Raw genomic sequence first — 18,504 nt, 5'->3', positions numbered from 1 at the left:
GGCCGGGCTCGCGGCGCGGCTCATCCGCGCCGGCGGGCCTTCCAGACCGCGGCGCCGCCCAGGACCAGCACGGCCGCTCCGCCGGCGAGCACGCCGAAGGACGGGCCGCCCCCCTCGCCGTCGGCCGCCGCCGACGCGCTCGGCGCCGGGGTCTTCGCGGTCCCGTCGGTGCCGCCGCTCTCCGCGACCGGTTCGCCGCAGCCGCGCGCCGGGTAGCCGGCGATCCCGCACAGCATCGCCGCGCCGTCGTACCGCAGCGGCTTCGCCACCTCGGCGAGGGCCTCCGCGGCCGTCGCGTCGGCCCCGACCTGCGCGCAGCCGGTCTCGACCGGCCGCGCCGGCGGGGCCTCGCCGGGCGGGGCGTCCGCCGGGCCGCCGAAGTCGACGACCACCGCGACCCGCTTGGTGCCGTCCTTCTCCGCCACGTCCCCGCAGATCTTCGCGAAGTCGGGGGCGGCGGACGGCCGCGAGGTGTCGTCGGTGCCGCCGCTGAGCGCGAAGCGGAAGCCGACGGCGTCGCCGTCGGCGGGGCGGGCGGTCGCCGGACCCTGCGTGGCGTACGACCAGGACGACCCGCCGCCGCTCTCCCAGAACGACCAGTAGCGGTAGCCGGCCGCCTGGGCCGGGGCCGCCGCGGCGACGACCGCGGAGAGCGCCAGCAGGGCCCCGGCGGCGGCTCCCGCGGCACGGCCTCCGCGGCCCCGGGCGGCGGGCCCTCGCGCGCCGTCCCCTCGCGCGCCGGTCACTTCCTGCGGCCGCTCACGAGGAAGCCGATGCCGACGCCGACGACCGTGCCGATGCCGATGATCCACCAGATGTCGAAGCCGCCCTCGTCGTCGCTCGTGGAGGAGGCCGAGGTGTCGGGGGTCTTGGGCGCCGGGCCGGTGGCGTTCAGCTGCTCCACCAGGTCCGCCGAACCGAACTCGCGCGGGTCCGTCTCCATGGCCCGCGCGGCCAGGATCAGCTGCGCGTACGCGGCGGGGCCGCCCTCCTTCGCCCAGGCGGCGGAGTTCTTCTCCAGCCACTCCAGGGCGGGCTTCGCCTCCTGCGAGGCGCCCGAGGCGGCGAGCGCGACGACGGCGTCGGCGGTGTTGCCGACGTCCGGCTGCTCGGCGGTGTCGGCGGCGCCCGGCATCGGCGGCAGGTTCAGGTGGCCGGTCTTCCCGAGCGTCTTCGCCAGGTAGGAGGCGCCGTTGAGCGCGGCCCGCTCGACCGTCGGCTTCGACAGGTCGTTGCAGACCGGCGGCTGCTCGGGCGAGGCCTTGGTGGCGACGACGCTCTTGCCGAGCCCCGCGAGGGTGGCCGCGGCGGTGGCGTCGGCGTTCGCGAGCAGCTTCCCGGCCTTGTCGGGCTGGTACGCGAAGGCGCCCGGGCCCTCCTTGTCCGAGCAGGGCAGCGCGAAGGTGAGCAGCGCGTCGTAGGGCGTGCGGCCCTCGGCGGAGGTGAAGGAGCCCGGCCGCACGCCCGTGGCGGCGAGCGCGCCGACGACGACCGAGGTGGAGTTGGCGTCACTGGGGCCGCCGGGGCTGTAGCCCCAGCCGCCGTCCTTGTTCTGCACGGTGCGCAGCCAGTCGGAGCCCGCCTTGACGGCCTTGTCGACGGTCTCGGGGGAGGCGGACTGCTTGCGGACCGCGCGCAGGCCCTGCACGGCGAGGGCGGTCGCGTTGCTGTCCCGCATGGTCTTCGCGTCGCAGGGCGCGGCGGCGTCCGCGCGGAAGGAGCTGAACGAGCCGTCGGCGCACTGCTGGCCGAGCAGCCACTGCACGGCCTCGTCGGAGGGCTGGAAGCCGGTGGCGCGCTGGGCGAGGAAGGCGAGCGACTGCCGCCACACCCCGTCGTACGTCGGGTCCTTCGTGCCGTACAGACCGTCGGGGACCGCGGCGGGAGAGGGGGTGGGGGAGGGCGCGGCGGTGGCTGCTCCCGCCACCCCGGCCGCTCCGGTGCAGAGCAGGACGGTGGCGGCGGCGAGCGCGGTGGCGCCGCGGCGGACGGTGTTCATGGGGCCCTCTCCTGCGGCCGGGCACCGGCACGCCTCAGGGGCACCAGGCTCCGGCTCCGTATTCCTCGACGGTGCCGGCGGTCACGCCCGGACGGGGCATTCCGACTCACGGCTCCCCTGGGAGGGGCCGTGTACGGATGGGGTCTCCCCTGCTCGAGCGGAGCCGAGAGCTCGGGGAAGGGTCAGCGCCGGATTCGCACCGGCTTCCCCCCGTACGGGCGTGATGACGACCGGGCCACTCTACCGGCCCGTAGGCCCGCGGCCCGGCGGGTGCGAGGCGCCTCACACCGCGATGTAGCGCACCGGCTCCGAGCCCGGCACCGCTTCGGCGCGCCCCAGTTTCACCAGGCGGCGCAGATGCGCCTCGGCCTCGCTGACGGCGATGTTGCGGGAGCCGTAGGGGATCTGGTCCCAGGGGCGGTTCCACTCCATCCGCTCGGCGAGCTGCCACGGGGTGAGCGGGGTGGCGAGCAGACCGAGGAGCCCGGTGAGCCGTTCCTCGTGGTGGTCGAGGAGCTCGCGGACCCGGCCGGCGGCGTCGGTGAAGGGGTGCTGGTGGGCGGGGAGGACCTCGGCGACGCCGAGGCGGCCGATGCGTTCGAGGGAGTCGAGGTAGTCGCCCAGGGGGTCGGCGGTGGCGGCGTCGTCGTCGGGGTCCTCGTAGAGCCCGATGTGGGGGGTGATCCCCGGCAGCAGGTGGTCGCCGGAGAAGAGCCGGCCGTGGCCGGGGAGCCGGGAGGGGTGCTCCTCCTCCAGGTGGAGGCAGACGTGGCCGGGGGTGTGGCCGGGGGTCCAGACGGCCCGCAGCCGCCGTCCGGCGAGGTCGAGGAGCTCGCCGGGGACGATCTCCCGGTCGGGGAGGGCGGAGCCCAGGCCGGGCAGGGTGCGCATCCGGCCGGAGGCGCGGGCGGCCCGCAGCGGGGCGAGGTGGTCCTCGGGGGCGCCGACGGCGGCGAGCTTGCGGGCGAGGTAGTCGAGCCAGGTGCCCGGTTCGGCGTCGCGGGTGCGCCGTACGACGGCGGTGTCGGCGGCGTGCATCGCGATCCAGGCGCCGGAGGCCTCGCGGACCTTGCCGGAGAGGCCGTGGTGGTCGGGGTGGTGGTGGGTGATGACGACGCCGTGGATGTCGGCGACGTCGATCCGCAGCGCGGCGAGTCCCGCGGTGAGCTCGGTCCAGGAGGCCGGGTCGTCCCAGCCGGTGTCGACGAGCACCGGGCCGCGGTCGGTGTCGAGGACGTGGACCAGGGTGTGGCCGAGCGGGTTGTCCGGGATGGGCACCCGGAGCGACCAGACGCCTCCGCCGTGCGCGGTCGCCTGCGGGGCGGGTCCCTGTCGAGCGGGCATGGATCCTCGTCTCTCCACCGCGGTGCGGGGCGGAAGTTCGGCCGGACGCCAACTGACGATACGTCAGCTGACCTTCGCGGGGACAGGGCTTCGGCCATGGCCGGACGGACGGGGGTGCGGGGGCGCGGCCGGGTCGGTGCGGACCGGGGGAGCGCGCGGGGCGGGCTCGGTCCGGAGCATTGCTCCCGATAACTAGAACTGGTATCAGTTCTGATCTGAGGCATCGTCAGGTGCGTCGGGGAACGCCAGGGAACGTCAGGCACGTCAGGGAATCCATCCCCTCATGGAGGCGGCGGTCATGACCGAGCTTGTGGAGCACGGAAAGCTGTTCATCGGCGGGGAGTTGGCCGACCCGCTCGGCGAGGACGTCATCGAGGTCGTCTCCCCGCACACCGAGGAGGTCATCGGCCGCGTCCCGCACGCCTCCACCGCCGACGTCGACCGGGCCGTGGCGGCCGCCCGCAGGGCCTTCGACGAAGGACCCTGGCCCCGGGCGACGCTGGAGGAGCGGATCGCCGTCGTCAGCCGCATCAAGGACGCGATCGCGGTGCGCCACGAGGAGATCGCCCGCTCCATCAGCGCCCAGAACGGCTCCCCGTACTCCTGGTCCGTGCTCGCCCAGGCCCTCGGCGCGATGATGGTCTGGGACGCGGCGATCACCGTCGCCCGGGACTTCACGTACGAGGAGCGGCGCGGCGGCGTCCTCGGCCCGCTGCTCGTCCGCCGCGAGCCGGTGGGCGTGGTCGCGGCCGTGATCCCGTGGAACGTGCCGCAGTTCACCGCGGCGGCCAAGCTCGGGCCCGCGCTGCTGGCCGGCTGCGCGGTGGTCCTCAAACCCTCGCCGGAGTCGCCCCTCGACTCGTACATCCTCGCCGACATCGCCGCCGAGGCCGGGCTGCCCGAGGGCGTGCTCAGCATCCTGCCGGCCGACCGGGAGGTCGGCGAGTACCTGGTGGGCCACCCCGGCGTCGACAAGGTCTCCTTCACCGGCTCCGTCGCGGCCGGCCGGCGGGTCATGGAGGTGGCCTCCCGCAACCTCACCCGCGTCACGCTCGAACTCGGCGGGAAGTCCGCCGCCGTGGTCCTGCCCGACGCCGACCTCGCGACCGCCGTCGCCGGGATCGTCCCGGCCGCCTGGATGAACAACGGCCAGGCCTGCGTCGCCCAGACCCGCATCCTCGTCCCCCGCTCCCGGTACGAGGAGACCGCCGAGGCCTTCGCCGCCGCGGCCGGCGCCCTGGTCGTCGGCGACCCGCTCGACCCGGCCACCCAGGTCGGTCCGCTGGTCGCCCGGCGGCAGCAGCAGCGCTCCCTCGACTACATCCGGATCGGCCAGGAGGAGGGCGCCAAGGTCCTCGCGGGCGGCGGCCGCCCGGCCGGCCTCGACCGGGGCTGGTACGTCGAGCCGACCCTCTTCGGCGGTGTGGACAACTCCATGCGGATCGCCCGCGAGGAGATCTTCGGCCCGGTCATCTGCCTGCTGCCGTACGGGGACGAGGCCGAGGCCCTGCGCCTCGCCAACGACTCCGACTTCGGGCTCAGCGGCAGCGTATGGACCGGGGACGTGGAGCACGGCGTCGACTTCGCCCGCGGCGTGCGCACCGGCACCTTCAACGTCAACACCTTCAGCCTCGACATGCTCGGCCCGTTCGGCGGCTACAAGAACTCCGGGCTGGGGAGGGAGTTCGGGCCCGAGGGCTTCGGGGAGTACCTGGAGCACAAGATGATCCACCTCCCGGCGGGCTACGAGGGCGGCGCGTGATGGGGGACCGCTGGCACGTCGAGGTCGACCGGAGCGTCTGCATCGGCTCCGGCATGTGCGTGAACCACGCCCCGGACGGCTTCCGCCTCGACACCGCCCGCCAGTCGCACCCGCGCGACGGGGAGGCGGACGCGGGCGAGCGGCTGCTGGCGGCGGCCGAGGGGTGCCCGGTGGAGGCGATCACGATCACGCTGGCGGACGGCGGGGAGCCGGTCTTCCCGCCGGAGGAGTAGCGGGCCGCGGCGCCCGGCCCCGCCGGGCCCGTCCCGGCGGGCCCGGCCGGGCATGCCGGCCGGCGGACCCCGACCTTGGGGCAGGACGCCGAACACGGCTGAGGAACGGCGTCCTTGCGTACGCATTCCGTTCCCACGTGCAAAACTGTGCCCTGAAAAACGGGGGCAAGAGGCCGTCGTACGTGCGGATTTCGGGAGTGTTGTGCGCAAGCTGACGTGGGTGGCCGCGGCCACCGGTGTGGTGCTGCTGGTCGCCGGCTGCGGAAGTGAGGGCGGTGCGGACAAGGGCGGTTCGGCCTCGGCCGGCCCGTCGGCCGGCTCCTCCTCGACGGGCGGCTCCGGCGGTTCGGACGGCGAGCGGCTCACCGGCGACGCCGTCACCAAGGAGCTCACGGACGCGGCGACCGCGGCCGGCTTCACCCAGGACGCCTCGGGCGAGCAGATCCCGGCCGAGGCCAAGGACTGCATGGTCAGCTGGACGGCCGACGCCGAGAAGGCCAAGGACCCGGCGAAGTCCTACGCGGACACGGTCGCGGCGCTGGCCGAGGGCGGCTGGAACGAGGAGCGGAAGACCGAGCAGAGCGGCTCCGTCATCAAGTCCCTCAAGAAGAGCAGCTGGCAGCTCCAGGCCAGCAACCACTCCGCCGGCCCGCTCAAGCTGGTGATGTTCGTGGCCGTCGACGGCAGCCCGCAGTGCGCGGCGGCGATCGCGGGAGCCAACAAGGCCACGCCCTCGTCCTGATCCACCGGTCCCGCCCGCGCCCCGGCACCTCGGTCGCCGGGGCGCGTGCGTCAGCGGCGGGCCGCCGCCTCCGGGCCCGTCAGGTCGATCAGCCGGCAGACCGTCTCGATGTCGATCTTCACCTGTGCGATCGAGGCGCGCCCCGACAGCCAGGTGATCAGGGCCGAGTGCCAGGTGTGCTCGATCACCCGGACCACCGAGAGCTGCTCCGGGGTCGGGTGCTCCGTGCCCATCGCGTCCAGGATGATCGCCGTCGTCAGCCGCGAGACGGTGTCGACCTCCGGGCTCACCCCGCGGTCCGCGAAGGTCAGCGCCCGCACCATCGCGTCGGCGAGCTGCGGCTCGCGCTGGAGCGCGCGGAAGGCCCGCATCAGCGTCTCCGCCACCCGCTCCGCCGGATCGGAGGCCGCGGGAGGTCGCTTGCGCAGGGTCGTGTGCAGGTGCTGGAGCTGGTCCTGCATCGTGGCGACCAGCAGGTGGATCTTGGAGGGGAAGTAGCGGTACAGCGTCCCCAGCGCCACCCCGGCCGCCTCCGCGACCTCCCGCATCTGCACGGCGTCGAAGCCGCCCCGCGCCGCGAGCTGGGCGCTGGCGTTCAGGATGCGGCGGCGGCGTGCCTCCTGGCGCTCCGTGAGGGGCGGCGCCGCGGGTCTGTGGTCCGCTCTGATGTCTGCGGTCATGAGGTCCCGTTCCGTGCGGTGGGGAGCGACAGTATGGCGGTGCGCGGGCCGTGGCGCGAATCACCTGTTCCGGCTCTCACCACAGAGCTACCTGCCGGTAGATTCTGTCCTCCTTGAAGGATCAAGAAGATCAGGCCAGAAGATCAAGAACGATCAAGTCTGTAACTTGTTCTAGATTAGCGCGAGCGGTTACGCTCCGGCGAAACCACGCTCGAAGGGGGTCGCGCATGACCGCTGAGGCCATAGAGGCAAGCCCCCGGCAGGGCGTCACGGCTGCCGGTGACGGACCGTTGCGAATCGCTCTCCTCACGTACAAGGGCAATCCCTTCTGCGGCGGCCAGGGCGTCTACGTCCGCCATCTCTCCCGCGAACTCGCCCGGCTCGGCCACCGCGTCGAGGTCATCGGCTCCCAGCCGTACCCCGTCCTCGACACGATCGCCGACGGCACGGACCCCGCCGGTCCCACCCTCACCGAGCTCGCCAGCCTCGACCTCTACCGCTCGCCGGACCCGTTCCGCACCCCCAAGCGGGACGAGTACCGGGACTGGATCGACGGCCTCGAGGTCGCCACCATGTGGACCGGCGGCTTCCCCGAGCCGCTGACCTTCTCCCTCCGGGCCCGGCGCATGCTCGCCGCCCGCCGCGGCGACTTCGACGTCGTCCACGACAACCAGACCCTCGGATACGGGCTCCTCGGCGGACCGCGGGCGATCGGCGCCCCGCTCGTCACCACGATCCACCACCCCATCACCGTCGACCGGCAGCTCGAACTCGACGCCGCCGCCGACTGGAAGCGCCGCGCCTCCGTCCGCCGCTGGTACGCCTTCACCCGCATGCAGAAGCGCGTCGCCCGCCGGCTGCCGTCCGTCCTCACCGTCTCCGGCACCTCCCGGCAGGAGATCGTCGAGCACCTCGGGGTGCGCGAGGACCGCATCCGGGTCGTCCACATCGGCGCCGACACCGACCTCTGGTCGCCCGACCCGGCCGTCGCCGAGGTCCCCGGCCGGATCGTCACCACCTCCAGCGCCGACGTCCCGCTCAAGGGCCTCGTCCACCTCGTCGAGGCGCTCGCCAAGCTCCGCACCGAGAACCCGGACGCCCACCTCGTCGTCGTCGGCAAGCGCGCCGAGGACGGCCCGGTCGCCGCCGCCATCGAGCGGTACGGTCTCGCCGGGGCCGTCGAGTTCGTCAAGGGCATCAGCGACGCCGAGCTCGTCGACCTCTACCGCTCCGCCCAGGTCGCCTGCGTCCCCTCCCTCTACGAGGGCTTCTCGCTGCCCGCCGCCGAGGGCATGGCCACCGGCACCCCGCTCGTCGCCACCACCGGCGGAGCCATCCCCGAGGTCGCGGGAGCCGACGGGGAGACCTGCCTCGCGGTGCCCCCGGGCGACGCGGGCGCCCTGGCCGCGGCACTCGGACGGGTCCTCGGCGATCCGGAGCTGCGCGCCCGGCTGGGCGCCGCCGGACGCTCCCGGGTCCTCGACCGCTTCACCTGGTCCCGCGCGGCGCAGGGCACCGCGGAGCTGTACCGCGAGGCGATCGCCCGCCGCGGCGCCGGGGCGCCCGGGGGCGCCCGGTGACACCTCGTGCCGTTCGCCGGACGCGGCCCGGTGGGGCGGTTGTGCCCACCCGTTCCGCCCCGCGGAACGCCTGCCCACAACCTTCCCTCCACCGCGAAAGCAGGCCCTCGTGCTGACCGTCGACTTCACCCGCTTCCCGCTCGCCCCCGGCGACCGTGTGCTCGATCTGGGCTGCGGGGCCGGCCGGCACGCCTTCGAGTGCTACCGGCGCGGCGCCCGGGTGGTGGCCCTCGACCAGAACGCCGAGGAGATCCGCGAGGTCGCCAAGTGGTTCGCGGCCATGAAGGAGGCCGGCGAGGCCCCCGCGGGCGCCACGGCCACCGCGATGGAGGGGGACGCGCTCAACCTGCCGTTCCCCGACGAGTCCTTCGACGTCGTCATCATCTCCGAGGTCATGGAGCACATCCCCGACGACAAGGGCGTCCTCGCCGAGATGGTCCGCGTCCTCAAGCCCGGCGGGCGGATCGCCGTCACCGTCCCGCGCTACGGCCCCGAGAAGGTCTGCTGGACGCTCTCCGACGCGTACCACGAGGTCGAGGGCGGCCACATCCGCATCTACAAGGCCGACGAGCTCCTCGGCAAGATCCGCCAGGCCGGGCTCCGGCCGTACGGCACCCACCACGCGCACGCCCTGCACTCGCCGTACTGGTGGCTGAAGTGCGCCTTCGGCGTCGACAACGACAAGGCGCTGCCGGTCCGCGCCTACCACAAGCTCCTGGTCTGGGACATCATGAAGAAGCCCGCCCTGACCCGGGTCGCCGAGCAGCTGCTCAACCCGGTGGTCGGCAAGAGCTTCGTGGCGTACGCGACCAAGCCCCACCAGCCCGAGGTCGACTCCCGGTGACCTCCCCCGAGCGGATCGCGGAGCACCTCGTCCTGCCGGGAGTGCTGACCGCCGAGCAGGCCGCCCAGACCGTCGCCGGGATACTCGCCGTGCAGCGCGAGGACGGCGCCCTGCCCTGGTTCCGGGGCCACCACCTCGACCCGTGGGACCACACCGAGGCCGCCATGGCCCTGGACGCGGCCGGCGAGCACGCCGCCGCCGCCCGGGCCTACGCGTGGCTCGCCCGGCACCAGAACGCCGACGGCTCCTGGTACGCCGCCTACCACGACGGCGAGCCCGGCCGGGTCACCGACCGCAGCCGGGAGTCCAACTTCGTCGCCTACATAGCCGTCGGCGTCTGGCACCACTACCTCTCCACCGGTGACGACGCCTTCCTCGACCGGATGTGGCCCGCCGTCTACGCGGCCGTCGAGTTCGTCCTCGGGCTCCAGCAGCCCGGCGGCCAGATCGGCTGGAAGCGCGAGGCGGACGGCACCCCGGTGACCGACGCCCTCCTCACCGGGAGTTCCTCGATCCACCAGGCGCTCCGGTGCGCCCTCGCCATCGCCGAGACCCGGGAGGAGCCCCAGCCCGACTGGGAGCTGGCCGCCGGTGCGCTGGGGCACGCGATCCGCCGCCACCCCGAGCGCTTCCTCGACAAGTCCCGCTACTCGATGGACTGGTACTACCCGGTCCTCGGCGGCGCGCTCACCGGACTCCAGGCCAAGGCCCGCATCGACGCCGGCTGGGACACCTTCGTCGTGCCCGGTCTCGGCGTGCGCTGCGTGACCCCCAACCCCTGGGTGACCGGCGGCGAGAGCTGTGAACTCGCCCTCGCCCTCTGGGCGATGGGCGAGTCCGACCGCGCCCTGACCGTCCTCCAGGACATCCGGCACCTGCGCGCGGAGAACGGCATGTACTGGACGGGATACGTCTTCGAGGGCGACACGGAGGACGACAAGGCCGTCTGGCCCGAGGAGCAGACCGCCTGGACCGCCGGCTCCCTGCTGCTCGCGGTGGCGGCCCTCGGCGGCGAGGAGGCCACCGTGGCCGTCTTCGGCGGCGAACGCCTCCCGGCCGGCCTGGAGCCGGACTGCTGCGGGGCCTGAGCGCACGCACCCGGACGGAGCCGCCCGGGTGGCGGGCGCGGGGGGCCGGGGTGAGGCTGGCGCCACCAGCCCCAGGGAGGTCCCGCCGTGCCCAGACCCGTGTCCCGTTCCCTTTCGCGTCCCGTCTCCCGCGGCGTCGTGGCGCTGCTGCTCTCCTGCGCCCTGCTCCTGACCACGGCCGGGTGTGGTGGTGACGACACGCAGAACACGAGCAGCGCGGCGACCCCGACGGCTTCGGCGAGCTTCGAGCAGCAGAGGCTGGCCAAGACGCGGTTCGTGGCCAACGCGGGTCTGGCCGCGGGAGCGACCTACCAGTGGATCGTGAAGCCGTACCGCGCGGGCAAGTTCAAGAAGGGCGCGGACGGCCGGACCCTGGCCCTGGTGAAGGCGGGCCTCGCGGGCGCGTTCACGTACAACCGGCTCAAGGCGGCGACGAACAACGCCAAGGGCGACCCGCTCCTGTCGAAGGCGGTCGCACCGCTCACGGCCGGCATCGACTCGCTCAAGGACCTCGGTACGAAGCTCCGCAAGGGCGAGGCCGGCGACGCGGACGTCGGCGCCTTCGAGAACATCATCAACAGCGTCAAGGACGCGGGCAAGAGCGCCGGGGCCGAGGTCGTGGACAAGGTCCCCAGCGCCTCACAGCTCAGCGGCGGCTGACCGCCGCACCCCTCAGGCGTTGAGCTCGGCCAGGAGCCGCAGGGTCGCGGGGTCCGGTGAGGTGACCAGGAGGTCCGTCACCGGACCCCGCCGCCACGCCTCCAGCCGCGCGGCGATCCGCTTCCGCGGCCCGACCAGGGAGATCTCGTCGGCGAAGGCGTCCGGGACGGCCAGGACCGCGTCCTCGCGCCGCCCGGCGGCGAACAGCTCCTGCACGCGCCGCGCCTCCTTCTCGTACCCCATCCGGCCCATCAGGTCGGCGTGGAAGTTGCGGGCCGCGTGTCCCATGCCGCCGATGTAGAAGCCGAGCATCGCCTTGACCGGAAGCAGCCCGGCCGCCACGTCGTCGCAGAGCGCGGCGCGGACCATCGGGGCGACCAGGAAGCCCTCCGGGAGCCGCTCGGGCAGGGCGTACACCTCGGCCCAGCGCTCGGGGGACCAGTACAGGGGCAGCCAGCCGTCGGCGATGGTCAGCGTCTGCGCGATGTTCTTCGGGCCCTCGGCCCCCAGCAGGATCGGGAGGTCGGGCCGGAGCGGGTGGGTGATCGGCTTGAGGGCCTTGCCGAGGCCGGTGCCGTCGGGGCCGGTGTACGGGTGGGAGTGGTGGCGTCCGTCGAGCCGGACCGGGGCCTCGCGGCGCAGGACCTGGCGGACCACGTCCACGTACTCGCGGGTCGCGGTCAGTGGAGAGCGGGGGAAGGGGCGCCCGTACCAGCCCTCGACGACCTGCGGTCCGGACAGGCCGAGGCCGAGCATGACCCGCCCGCCGGAGAGGTGGTCCAGGGTGAGCGCGTGCATCGCGGTGGTCGTGGGGGCGCGGGCGGCCATCTGCGCGACGGCGGTGCCCAGCCTGATCCTGCTGGTGTGGGCGGCGATCCAGGTCAGCGCGGTGAAGGCGTCGGACCCCCAGGCCTCCGCCGTCCACACCGAGTCGTAGCCCAGCCGCTCGGCCTCGCGCGCGAGGTCGAGGCGGTCGGGGGAGGGGCCGCGGCCCCAGTAGCCGAGGGCGAGTCCGAGTCGCATGCCCCACACCCTTTCTGACGGTGCGTCAGTTCAGCCGGATGTCGGGACTGTACGCCAACGGCCCCCCGCCCGGAAGGGATTCCGGGCCGGGGGGCCGTCGGTGGTGGTGCTTCCGCGGGTCAGCCGCGCTGGATGCCCGTGGTGTCCTGCAGGACGCCGCGGCGGCCGTCCTGCGTCTGGGCCACCAGGGCCGCGCCGCGCTGCTCGACCGCCAGGTACCAGGTGCCGGGGGCCAGCTCCGCGATCGGGGCCTGCGAGCCGTCCTCCGCGTACAGCGGACGGGCGACCGGGACGGCGAACCAGAACGGGTCGAAGCCCCCGGCCGGCGCCTGCGCCGCCTGCGGCTCCGGCTGCTGCGAGGCCTGCGGCTGCGGGGCGGCGGCCTGCCCGCCGAACGGGTGCCCTGCACCCTGCGACGGGTCCTGCGGACCGCCGTACTGCGGCTGCTGCGCACCCGGGTAGCCGTAGCCGCCGGGGACGCCCTGCGGGCCGGGCTGGCCGGCCTGCATGCCGTACGGCTGCGGGGTCTGCGGGCGCGGCGCGCTCATCAGCGGGGCCTTGAGGGCGGGGACCAGGGGCGCGGCCACGGCGGCGGCGGCCAGGACCAGGGCGGCGATCAGGCCGAGGATCAGGCCCGCGCCCGCCTCGACCTCACCGAGGTCGAGCACGGTCCAGAGGAGGGACCACGCGGTGACGACCGTCGCGGCGACGCCGAACTGGCCGAGGTCCAGTCCGACGATCTTGCGGGGCTGGGGCAGCGCGCGGTTCAGGACGACCAGGGCCGCACCGATGACGCCCACCATGTAGACACCGATGGCGTTGCCCAGGGAGTCCCAGGCGTTCGGGGCGTCGATCGTGAGGCCCTTGTAGGAGAAGTAATCGAGGAACGAGGCGATGAACAGCACCACCGCTGCACCGATCAGCACGCCATCGCCTCGGGTGAGGGAGCGGATATTCACGTGAGAAGTCCTTCGTCGGGTCGTCGCGTCGGGGTGGCGCTCAGGTCATGGCACGGGGGATGGCACGGAGCTGCCCCATCGTACGGAGCGAATCTATCGCCCGCGGGTTCTACCCCCGGAGGTAGGTGGCGATGCCGTCGGCCATGCCCTGGGCGGCCTTCTGCCGCCAGGCCGCCGACGTGAGCAGCGCCGCGTCCTTGGGATCACGCATATTGCCGCATTCCACGAAGACCTTGGGGACGGTTGAGAGATTGAGTCCGCCGAGATCGTCGCGGACGTCCAACCCGGTACCGGAACCGAGGTAGTTGGCGGGGGCCGTTCCGGTGGCGCGGGCGAAGCGGTCGGCGATCCGCTCGCCGAGCTCACGGGAGGGGCCGACGATCTTCGCGGTGTCGGCCGCCCCCTCGCGTACGCGCGCGGGCAGGATCACATGGAAGCCCCGGTGGCCCACGGCGGAGCCGTCCGCGTGGACGGAGACCACGGCGTCGGCGCGGGCCGCGTTGCCGATCCGCGCCCGCTCGTCGACGCACGGGCCCCAGGGGCGGTCCGCGTCATGGGTGAGGACCACCTCGGCGCCGCGCGCCGTGAGGAGGTCCCGCAGCCGGTGGGTGACGTCGAGGGTGAAGGCGGCCTCGGTGTATCCCGCGTTCGTGGAGGTGCCGGTGGTGTCGCACTCCTTGCGGTTCGTGCCGATGTTCACCTTCTGGTTGATCTCCTTGGAATGCCGGAAATTGCCCGGGTTGTGGCCCGGGTCGAGGACGACGGTCCGCCCGGCGAGGGAGGACCCGGCGGCGCCGGGGGAGGCCGCGGGGGCGCCCGAGCCGTCCGGTCGGCCGGAGGGCGTGGCGGTAGTGGGGGCGGCCTCCGCGCCCTGCGTGGACTTCCCGTCCGAGGGGGAGGCCTGCGAGGCCCCGCAGCCGGCGAGCGCGGCGCAGCAGCCCGCGGCCGCGAGGACGAGCGCGGGGCCGCGCAGCAGGGTGCGGAGGCGGTGGGGGGTCTTCCGGTGGTCGTACGGCACCCGGCGACTCTAGGCCCTGCGCGGGGCGGAGACCCGCAGTGGGTACGTCGCAGCTTGGTCACCGCTTCACGGAACGGTGGACGCGTGTGAGCGGACCGTGAAGGGTAGGTGCAAGAGGCGGCGGTGGGGTGTCACCGCGCATGGACCACGAGGGGGAACCGTGGTGGGGGAAGAACCGAACGACGCGCGTCCGGAGCCGTCCGACCGTCCTGTGCGGGACGACACACCGGGTGTCTCGCAGCAGGCGGATCGGGTGCACCTGGCGAAGCAGGGACAGCAGGCGGGCCCGCCCGGCGGGTCGGGGCCGGAGGGCGGCGCCGGGCAGGACGGCTCGCTCGACTCGTCGACGCGGATGCTGCGGCCGGCGGCGGCGGACCGGCCCGCCCCGGACCGGCCCGCCGCGGCCCCCGGCGCACCGCCCGCGCCGGCCGGACCCGCGGCCCCCGCCCCCGCCGGGCCCGCGCCCGTGGCCCCCGCGCCCTGGGAGGCGCGGCCCGCGGGCTTCGGGCCGCCGACCGAGCCGCCCGCGAGCGCGGCGGCCCGGCCCGGCCCCGAGGCCGCCGGCCCCGGTCCCGGATCCGGCGCGGTGCCCGGCCCCGCGCCCGCCGCCGGTCCCGCCACCGCCCCCGGCTGGGCCGGTGCCGGGACGCCCCCGCCGCCCGCCGCCCCGCCCGGGTACGGCCCGCCGCCCGGGTACGGCCCGCCCGGCTACGGTCCGCCGCCGCCCGCGCAGCCGCCCGGCGAGGCCAACGGCGCCCAGGCGGCCCTGATCGGCCTGCTCAACCTCTCCTGCCTGGGCCTCGGGTACGTCCTCCTGCGCCACTGGATCGGCGCCGCGGTCTGCTGGATCGCCACCGCCGCCCTGCTCTTCCTCGCCCTCCCGGCCGACGTCGACGGCGTGCCCGTCGGCCTCCTCGTCGGCTACGGCGTCTTCCTCCTTCTCGCCGCCGCCGACGGCGCCCGCCGCGGCCTGCGCGCGACCCTCCGGATCGGCCCGTCCTTCCGCCGGCTCGCGCTGCCGCTGGCCCTGGTACTGCTCGCCGTGCCCGCGGGCGGCTCGCTCGCCTACGGCGCGGCCCGCGACGAGGCCAGGCAGCAGGCCCTCCTGGATCGCCTCGCCGCCGCCGACGCGCTCGTGAAGTCGGCCGACGGCCTCGCCTTCGACAAGGCCGAGCCGACCCTCGGCAAGGCCCTCGACACGTACGAGGAACTCGGCACCCGGCATGCCGGATCGCGGGCCGGGAAGCTCGTCCCCGCGCGCCTCGACACCTTCTACGCGACGGTCTCCGCCCCGTACGCCGCCAAGTCCTACTGTGACGCCGTCCCGCGCCTCGGCTACCTGCGGGGGCTCCAGGGCTCCGTCGACAAGGACCTGCTGGGCACCCGGCCCGCCAAGACCGACGAACCGCTGGCCCACTCCCTCTACGAGTGCGGGGCGGCGGGCATCGGCGACGCGACCTACGAGCCGGACCCCCGGGAGAGCTTCAACGAACTGCTCAACACCTTCCCGAAGTCGGAGTACGCCCCCAAGGTCGCGCCGGCCTTCGAGGCCTCGATCAAGACCCGGACGGACGCCCTCGCGGGCGGCGACCCCTGTGACACCACGGCGGAGCTGCGCGTCATCGACGCCTCCCTCGACGGCATGTCGGACCCGTCGCTCGAAGGCGCCGCCGACCAGGCCGGAGCGGCGCTCCAGAAGGGCGACTTCGCCTGCGGCACCGACCAGTTCAAGGACAAGGACTTCAAGGCCGCCCTCGACACGATGACCGCCTACGCGAAGGAGTACCCGAGCAGCCCGCAGGCCGCGCACGCCCGTTCCATCGCCATCGCCGCCGAGATCGCCGAGGAGGAGCCGGCGGCGGGCGGGAAGCTGCCCCCGGCCGCCGCGCCCGGCGGTTCGCGGATGGTGATGGTGGTCAGCAACGACGGCCCCGGCGAGGTCGACCTGCTCTACACCGGTCCGACGACCGGCCGGGTCACCCTCAAGGCCTGCGCGACCTGCACCAAGTACCCCAACCCGATCTTCGCGGGGGGCAAGAAGATCAAGGCCTGCACCGGACCGTCCTCGAAGTACCCGAAGGCGACCCTGTTGCTGCCGGCCGGTGACTACCACTTCCTCCAGAAGCGGGCCTCCACCGGTACGTCCACGGCCGGTGACACCAAGTCGAGCAAGGCGAAGATCGAACCGGGCTACAGCTACACCAACTGCCTGTACGTGACGTCGGGGTTCTGACCCGGCGCCCGGACCACGACGAGACGCGACCGGCGGCCGCCCCCGCGGAGGGGCGGCCGCCGGGTCGTTTCCGGCTCAGCCCCGGCGGCGCAGGACCCGCAGCGAGTCCGTGACCGAGACCTCCTGGAAGTCCCCCGACTCCAGCGCCCGGAGATAGATCCGGTACGGAGCCTGGCCCCCGTCCTCCGGGTTCGGGAAGACGTCGTGGATGACGAGCAGACCCCCGGGGGCGACCTTAGGGGCCCAGCCCTCGTAGTCGTTCACGGCGTGCTCGTCGGTGTGCCCGCCGTCGACGAACACGAACCCGAGCTCTCCGCCCCACACCTTCGCGACCTGAGGCGACCGCCCGACGACGGCGATCACGTGCTCCTCGAGACCCGCCTTGCGCAGCGTCCGCCGGAACGTCGGCAGGGTGTCCATGAGCCCCACCTCGGGGTCGACCACCGTCTCGTCGTGGTACTCCCACCCCGGCTGCTGCTCCTCGCTGCCCCGGTGGTGGTCCACGGTCACCGCGACGGTCCCCGCCCGCCGCGCCACGTCGGCCAGCAGGATCGTGGAGCGCCCGCAGTACGTGCCGACCTCCAGCAGCGGCAGCCCGAGCTTCGCGGCCTCGGCGGCCGCCGCGTACAGGGCGAGCCCCTCCCCGACGGGCATGAAGCCCTTGGCGGCCTCGAAGGCGGCGAGGATCTCGGGCGCGGGCTCGGACATGGTGACTCCTACTGGCGGGTACGCGACTGACGGCGCCCATCGTGCCCTACGCGTCGCACTCGAACCACACGGTCTTCCCGTCGGCCCGCTCGTCGACCCCCCACCGGTCCGTCACGGCCTCCACCAGGGCCAGCCCCCGCCCGCCCGCGTCCAGCGGACCGGCCGCCTTCGCGTACACGGCCCCGGGCACGCCGTCGGCGACCTCGACCCGGAGGCCGTACGGCTCGCGCAGGATCAGCACCGCGCAACGCCGGCCGGGCACGTGCCGGACGACGTTGGCGACGAGCTCGGTCAGCGCGAGGGCCGCGGCGTCGGCCGGCCGGTCGAGCTCCCACCGCGTGAGGAACATGCGGAGGATGCGGCGCATGTGACCCGCGGAGTGGTCACCGACGGTGAACCGCATGCGGTAGCTCGTCGCAAGGGCCGCAGGGTAGAGGTCTGTTGCCTGATTCATGGCACCAGACTGGGCGGCCTTCGTTACGCTCGGCTACGGCCTGAACACAACGCCTCACCGCGTCAGCTTGGGGGTGACCTCGCCGTGGTCAACATCCGCAGCCTGGATCCGAGTGCTTCGCCACTGGACTACTACGGATACGAACTCCGCCGCCTGAGAGAGGAGGCGGGGCTCAGTCAGTCGCAGCTCGGCAAGATCTTGTACTGCACGGGCTCGCTCGTGGGCCAGATCGAGACCGCGAAGAAGGTTCCGACGAGACGGTTCTCGGAGCAACTCGACGCGGCGTTGATGACGGGCGGGCTGTTCTCGCGGCTGGTGGGCCTGGTGCTGAAGAGCCAGCTGCCGACGTGGTTTCAGCCTTATGCGGAGATGGAGGCGAGGGCGACGTACATCTCCTCGTTCCAGCCTCAACTGGTCGTTGGGCTTCTCCAGACGGAGGCGTACGCCCGCGCAGTTCTCGGCGTCAGGACGGACGGGGATCTCGATGGCAGGGTCGCCGCCCGAATGGAGCGCCAGCGGATCCTTTGCGGGGAGACACCTCCTCTGATGTGGGTTGTCCTGACAGAGGCAGTGCTCCGGCAGGAGATCGGCGGTAAGGCGGTGATGAGGGCCCAACTCGCCCACCTGCTAAGCATGCAGGAGTACGAATGGGTGAAGATCCAGGTCCTGCCATTCGAGGCCGGCGCGCATGCCGGGTTCATGGGCGAGTTCAACCTCCTGCGCTTCGAGGGCGACCCCGACGTCGTCTATACGGAGGACTTCGTGCAGGGTCATATGACCGCCAATCCAGCCGCGTTCAGAGAAGGCTCGCTCCGTTACGATCACCTGCAGGCCGCTGCACTCTCGGTCGAGGGTTCGGCCGCACTGATCGCCCGCGTCATGGAGGAACAGTATGGGGACCGACCAGAACCTGACGGGCGCGCGGTGGCGTAAGTCCTCGTACAGCGGGGACACCGGCGGCAACTGCATCGAGTGCGCCCCCCTCGGCACCGCCGCCTGGCGTAAGTCCTCGTACAGCGGCGACACCGGCGGTCAGTGCATCGAGGTCGCCGACCTCACCGCCCACATCGCCGTCCGTGACTCCAAGAGCCCCGAAGGCCCCGCCTTCCTCGCCACCCCCGCCGCCTTCACGGCGTTCGTGGCGGCCGCCGCCGAGGGGCGTATCGGCGGTCGCTGA

The 18,504-nt window shown here is 73.8% G+C and carries 19 protein-coding genes and 1 riboswitch; of the genes, 10 read left to right on the top strand and 9 right to left on the bottom strand.

Annotation, left to right across the window (positions count from 1 at the left end; all coding sequences use genetic code 11):
• Positions 1–20 precede the first annotated feature (20 nt).
• The 3 genes from ACF09E_RS05440 to ACF09E_RS05430 form a co-directional block, all read right to left on the bottom strand.
• Complete coding sequence (locus tag ACF09E_RS05440; protein WP_392203996.1) at positions 21–746, bottom strand: SCO2322 family protein; 726 nt, start codon at positions 744–746, stop codon at positions 21–23.
• Positions 743–1,999 (bottom strand): prenyltransferase/squalene oxidase repeat-containing protein, encoded by a 1,257-nt coding sequence (locus ACF09E_RS05435; protein ID WP_392203995.1) that lies wholly within the window; start codon positions 1,997–1,999, stop codon positions 743–745. Before ACF09E_RS05435 ends, ACF09E_RS05440 begins: the two co-directional genes overlap by 4 nt.
• A 94-nt stretch (positions 2,000–2,093) precedes the next feature.
• Positions 2,094–2,209, bottom strand: a riboswitch (cobalamin riboswitch).
• Positions 2,210–2,281: 72 nt separating this feature from the next.
• Positions 2,282–3,343 (bottom strand): MBL fold metallo-hydrolase, encoded by a 1,062-nt coding sequence (locus ACF09E_RS05430; RefSeq protein ID WP_392203994.1) that lies wholly within the window; start codon positions 3,341–3,343, stop codon positions 2,282–2,284.
• A gap of 298 nt (positions 3,344–3,641) precedes the next feature.
• Between ACF09E_RS05430 and ACF09E_RS05425 the strand changes: the two genes are divergently transcribed.
• From ACF09E_RS05425 to ACF09E_RS05415, 3 genes are all read left to right on the top strand, one after another.
• The gene (locus tag ACF09E_RS05425) at positions 3,642–5,105 is read left to right on the top strand and encodes an aldehyde dehydrogenase (protein WP_392203993.1); all 1,464 of its coding nucleotides are present in this window, start codon (positions 3,642–3,644) and stop codon (positions 5,103–5,105) included.
• Complete coding sequence (locus tag ACF09E_RS05420) at positions 5,105–5,338, top strand: ferredoxin (protein WP_392204424.1); 234 nt, start codon at positions 5,105–5,107, stop codon at positions 5,336–5,338. Before ACF09E_RS05425 ends, ACF09E_RS05420 begins: the two co-directional genes overlap by 1 nt.
• A 202-nt stretch (positions 5,339–5,540) precedes the next feature.
• On the top strand, positions 5,541–6,080 hold the full coding sequence (locus tag ACF09E_RS05415) for a hypothetical protein (protein WP_392203992.1): 540 nt from the start codon (positions 5,541–5,543) through the stop codon (positions 6,078–6,080).
• Between the two features lie 50 nt (positions 6,081–6,130).
• Here the strand turns inward: ACF09E_RS05415 and ACF09E_RS05410 are convergent, their stop codons facing one another.
• Positions 6,131–6,760, bottom strand: a complete 630-nt coding sequence (locus tag ACF09E_RS05410; protein WP_392203991.1) for a TetR family transcriptional regulator — start codon at positions 6,758–6,760, stop codon at positions 6,131–6,133.
• 227 nt (positions 6,761–6,987) lie between these two features.
• On the opposite strand from ACF09E_RS05410, the gene ACF09E_RS05405 reads away from it, so the two are divergent.
• The 4 genes from ACF09E_RS05405 to ACF09E_RS05390 all read left to right on the top strand — a co-directional run bounded on the left by ACF09E_RS05405 (position 6,988) and on the right by ACF09E_RS05390 (position 10,932).
• Entirely contained in the window at positions 6,988–8,340 is a 1,353-nt protein-coding gene (locus tag ACF09E_RS05405) for a glycosyltransferase family 4 protein (protein ID WP_392203990.1), read from the top strand.
• A gap of 109 nt (positions 8,341–8,449) precedes the next feature.
• Positions 8,450–9,184 carry a class I SAM-dependent methyltransferase gene (locus ACF09E_RS05400; RefSeq protein WP_392203989.1) on the top strand — a complete coding sequence of 245 codons (735 nt, stop codon included), beginning with the start codon at positions 8,450–8,452 and terminating at the stop codon, positions 9,182–9,184.
• A complete protein-coding gene (locus ACF09E_RS05395; protein WP_392203988.1) occupies positions 9,181–10,272 on the top strand; it encodes a prenyltransferase in 1,092 nt (363 codons plus the stop codon). Before ACF09E_RS05400 ends, ACF09E_RS05395 begins: the two co-directional genes overlap by 4 nt.
• An 87-nt stretch (positions 10,273–10,359) precedes the next feature.
• Positions 10,360–10,932, top strand: coding sequence for a hypothetical protein (locus ACF09E_RS05390; RefSeq protein ID WP_392203987.1), 573 nt, complete (start codon positions 10,360–10,362; stop codon positions 10,930–10,932).
• Between the two features lie 12 nt (positions 10,933–10,944).
• Here the strand turns inward: ACF09E_RS05390 and ACF09E_RS05385 are convergent, their stop codons facing one another.
• The 3 genes from ACF09E_RS05385 to ACF09E_RS05375 form a co-directional block, all read right to left on the bottom strand.
• Positions 10,945–11,955, bottom strand: a complete 1,011-nt coding sequence (locus tag ACF09E_RS05385; protein ID WP_392203986.1) for an LLM class F420-dependent oxidoreductase — start codon at positions 11,953–11,955, stop codon at positions 10,945–10,947.
• Between the two features lie 119 nt (positions 11,956–12,074).
• On the bottom strand, positions 12,075–12,914 hold the full coding sequence (locus ACF09E_RS05380) for a DUF5336 domain-containing protein (RefSeq protein WP_392203985.1): 840 nt from the start codon (positions 12,912–12,914) through the stop codon (positions 12,075–12,077).
• A gap of 109 nt (positions 12,915–13,023) precedes the next feature.
• A complete protein-coding gene (locus tag ACF09E_RS05375; protein ID WP_392203984.1) occupies positions 13,024–13,932 on the bottom strand; it encodes an N-acetylmuramoyl-L-alanine amidase in 909 nt (302 codons plus the stop codon).
• A gap of 253 nt (positions 13,933–14,185) precedes the next feature.
• On the opposite strand from ACF09E_RS05375, the gene ACF09E_RS05370 reads away from it, so the two are divergent.
• Positions 14,186–16,165 (top strand): hypothetical protein, encoded by a 1,980-nt coding sequence (locus ACF09E_RS05370; protein ID WP_392203983.1) that lies wholly within the window; start codon positions 14,186–14,188, stop codon positions 16,163–16,165.
• 75 nt (positions 16,166–16,240) lie between these two features.
• On the opposite strand, the gene ACF09E_RS05365 is transcribed toward ACF09E_RS05370, so the two are convergent.
• Together ACF09E_RS05365 and ACF09E_RS05360 are read right to left on the bottom strand one after the other, a co-directional pair.
• Positions 16,241–16,873: a class I SAM-dependent methyltransferase gene (locus tag ACF09E_RS05365; protein WP_392203982.1), complete on the bottom strand. Its 633-nt coding sequence runs from the start codon at positions 16,871–16,873 to the stop codon at positions 16,241–16,243.
• Between the two features lie 46 nt (positions 16,874–16,919).
• Entirely contained in the window at positions 16,920–17,327 is a 408-nt protein-coding gene (locus tag ACF09E_RS05360) for an ATP-binding protein (protein WP_392203981.1), read from the bottom strand.
• A gap of 84 nt (positions 17,328–17,411) precedes the next feature.
• Here ACF09E_RS05360 and ACF09E_RS05355 point away from each other — a divergent pair, with 84 nt between their 5' ends.
• Together ACF09E_RS05355 and ACF09E_RS05350 are read left to right on the top strand one after the other, a co-directional pair.
• Complete coding sequence (locus ACF09E_RS05355; protein WP_392203980.1) at positions 17,412–18,260, top strand: Scr1 family TA system antitoxin-like transcriptional regulator; 849 nt, start codon at positions 17,412–17,414, stop codon at positions 18,258–18,260.
• Positions 18,220–18,504 (top strand): DUF397 domain-containing protein, encoded by a 285-nt coding sequence (locus ACF09E_RS05350; RefSeq protein WP_392203979.1) that lies wholly within the window; start codon positions 18,220–18,222, stop codon positions 18,502–18,504. Before ACF09E_RS05355 ends, ACF09E_RS05350 begins: the two co-directional genes overlap by 41 nt.

Source organism: Streptomyces sp. NPDC014891, from assembly GCF_043081085.1.
Classification (GTDB): Bacteria; Actinomycetota; Actinomycetes; order Streptomycetales; family Streptomycetaceae; genus Streptomyces.
The sequence above is the reverse complement of the archived record's forward strand: the minus strand, read 5'-3'. Positions and strand labels throughout refer to the sequence as shown.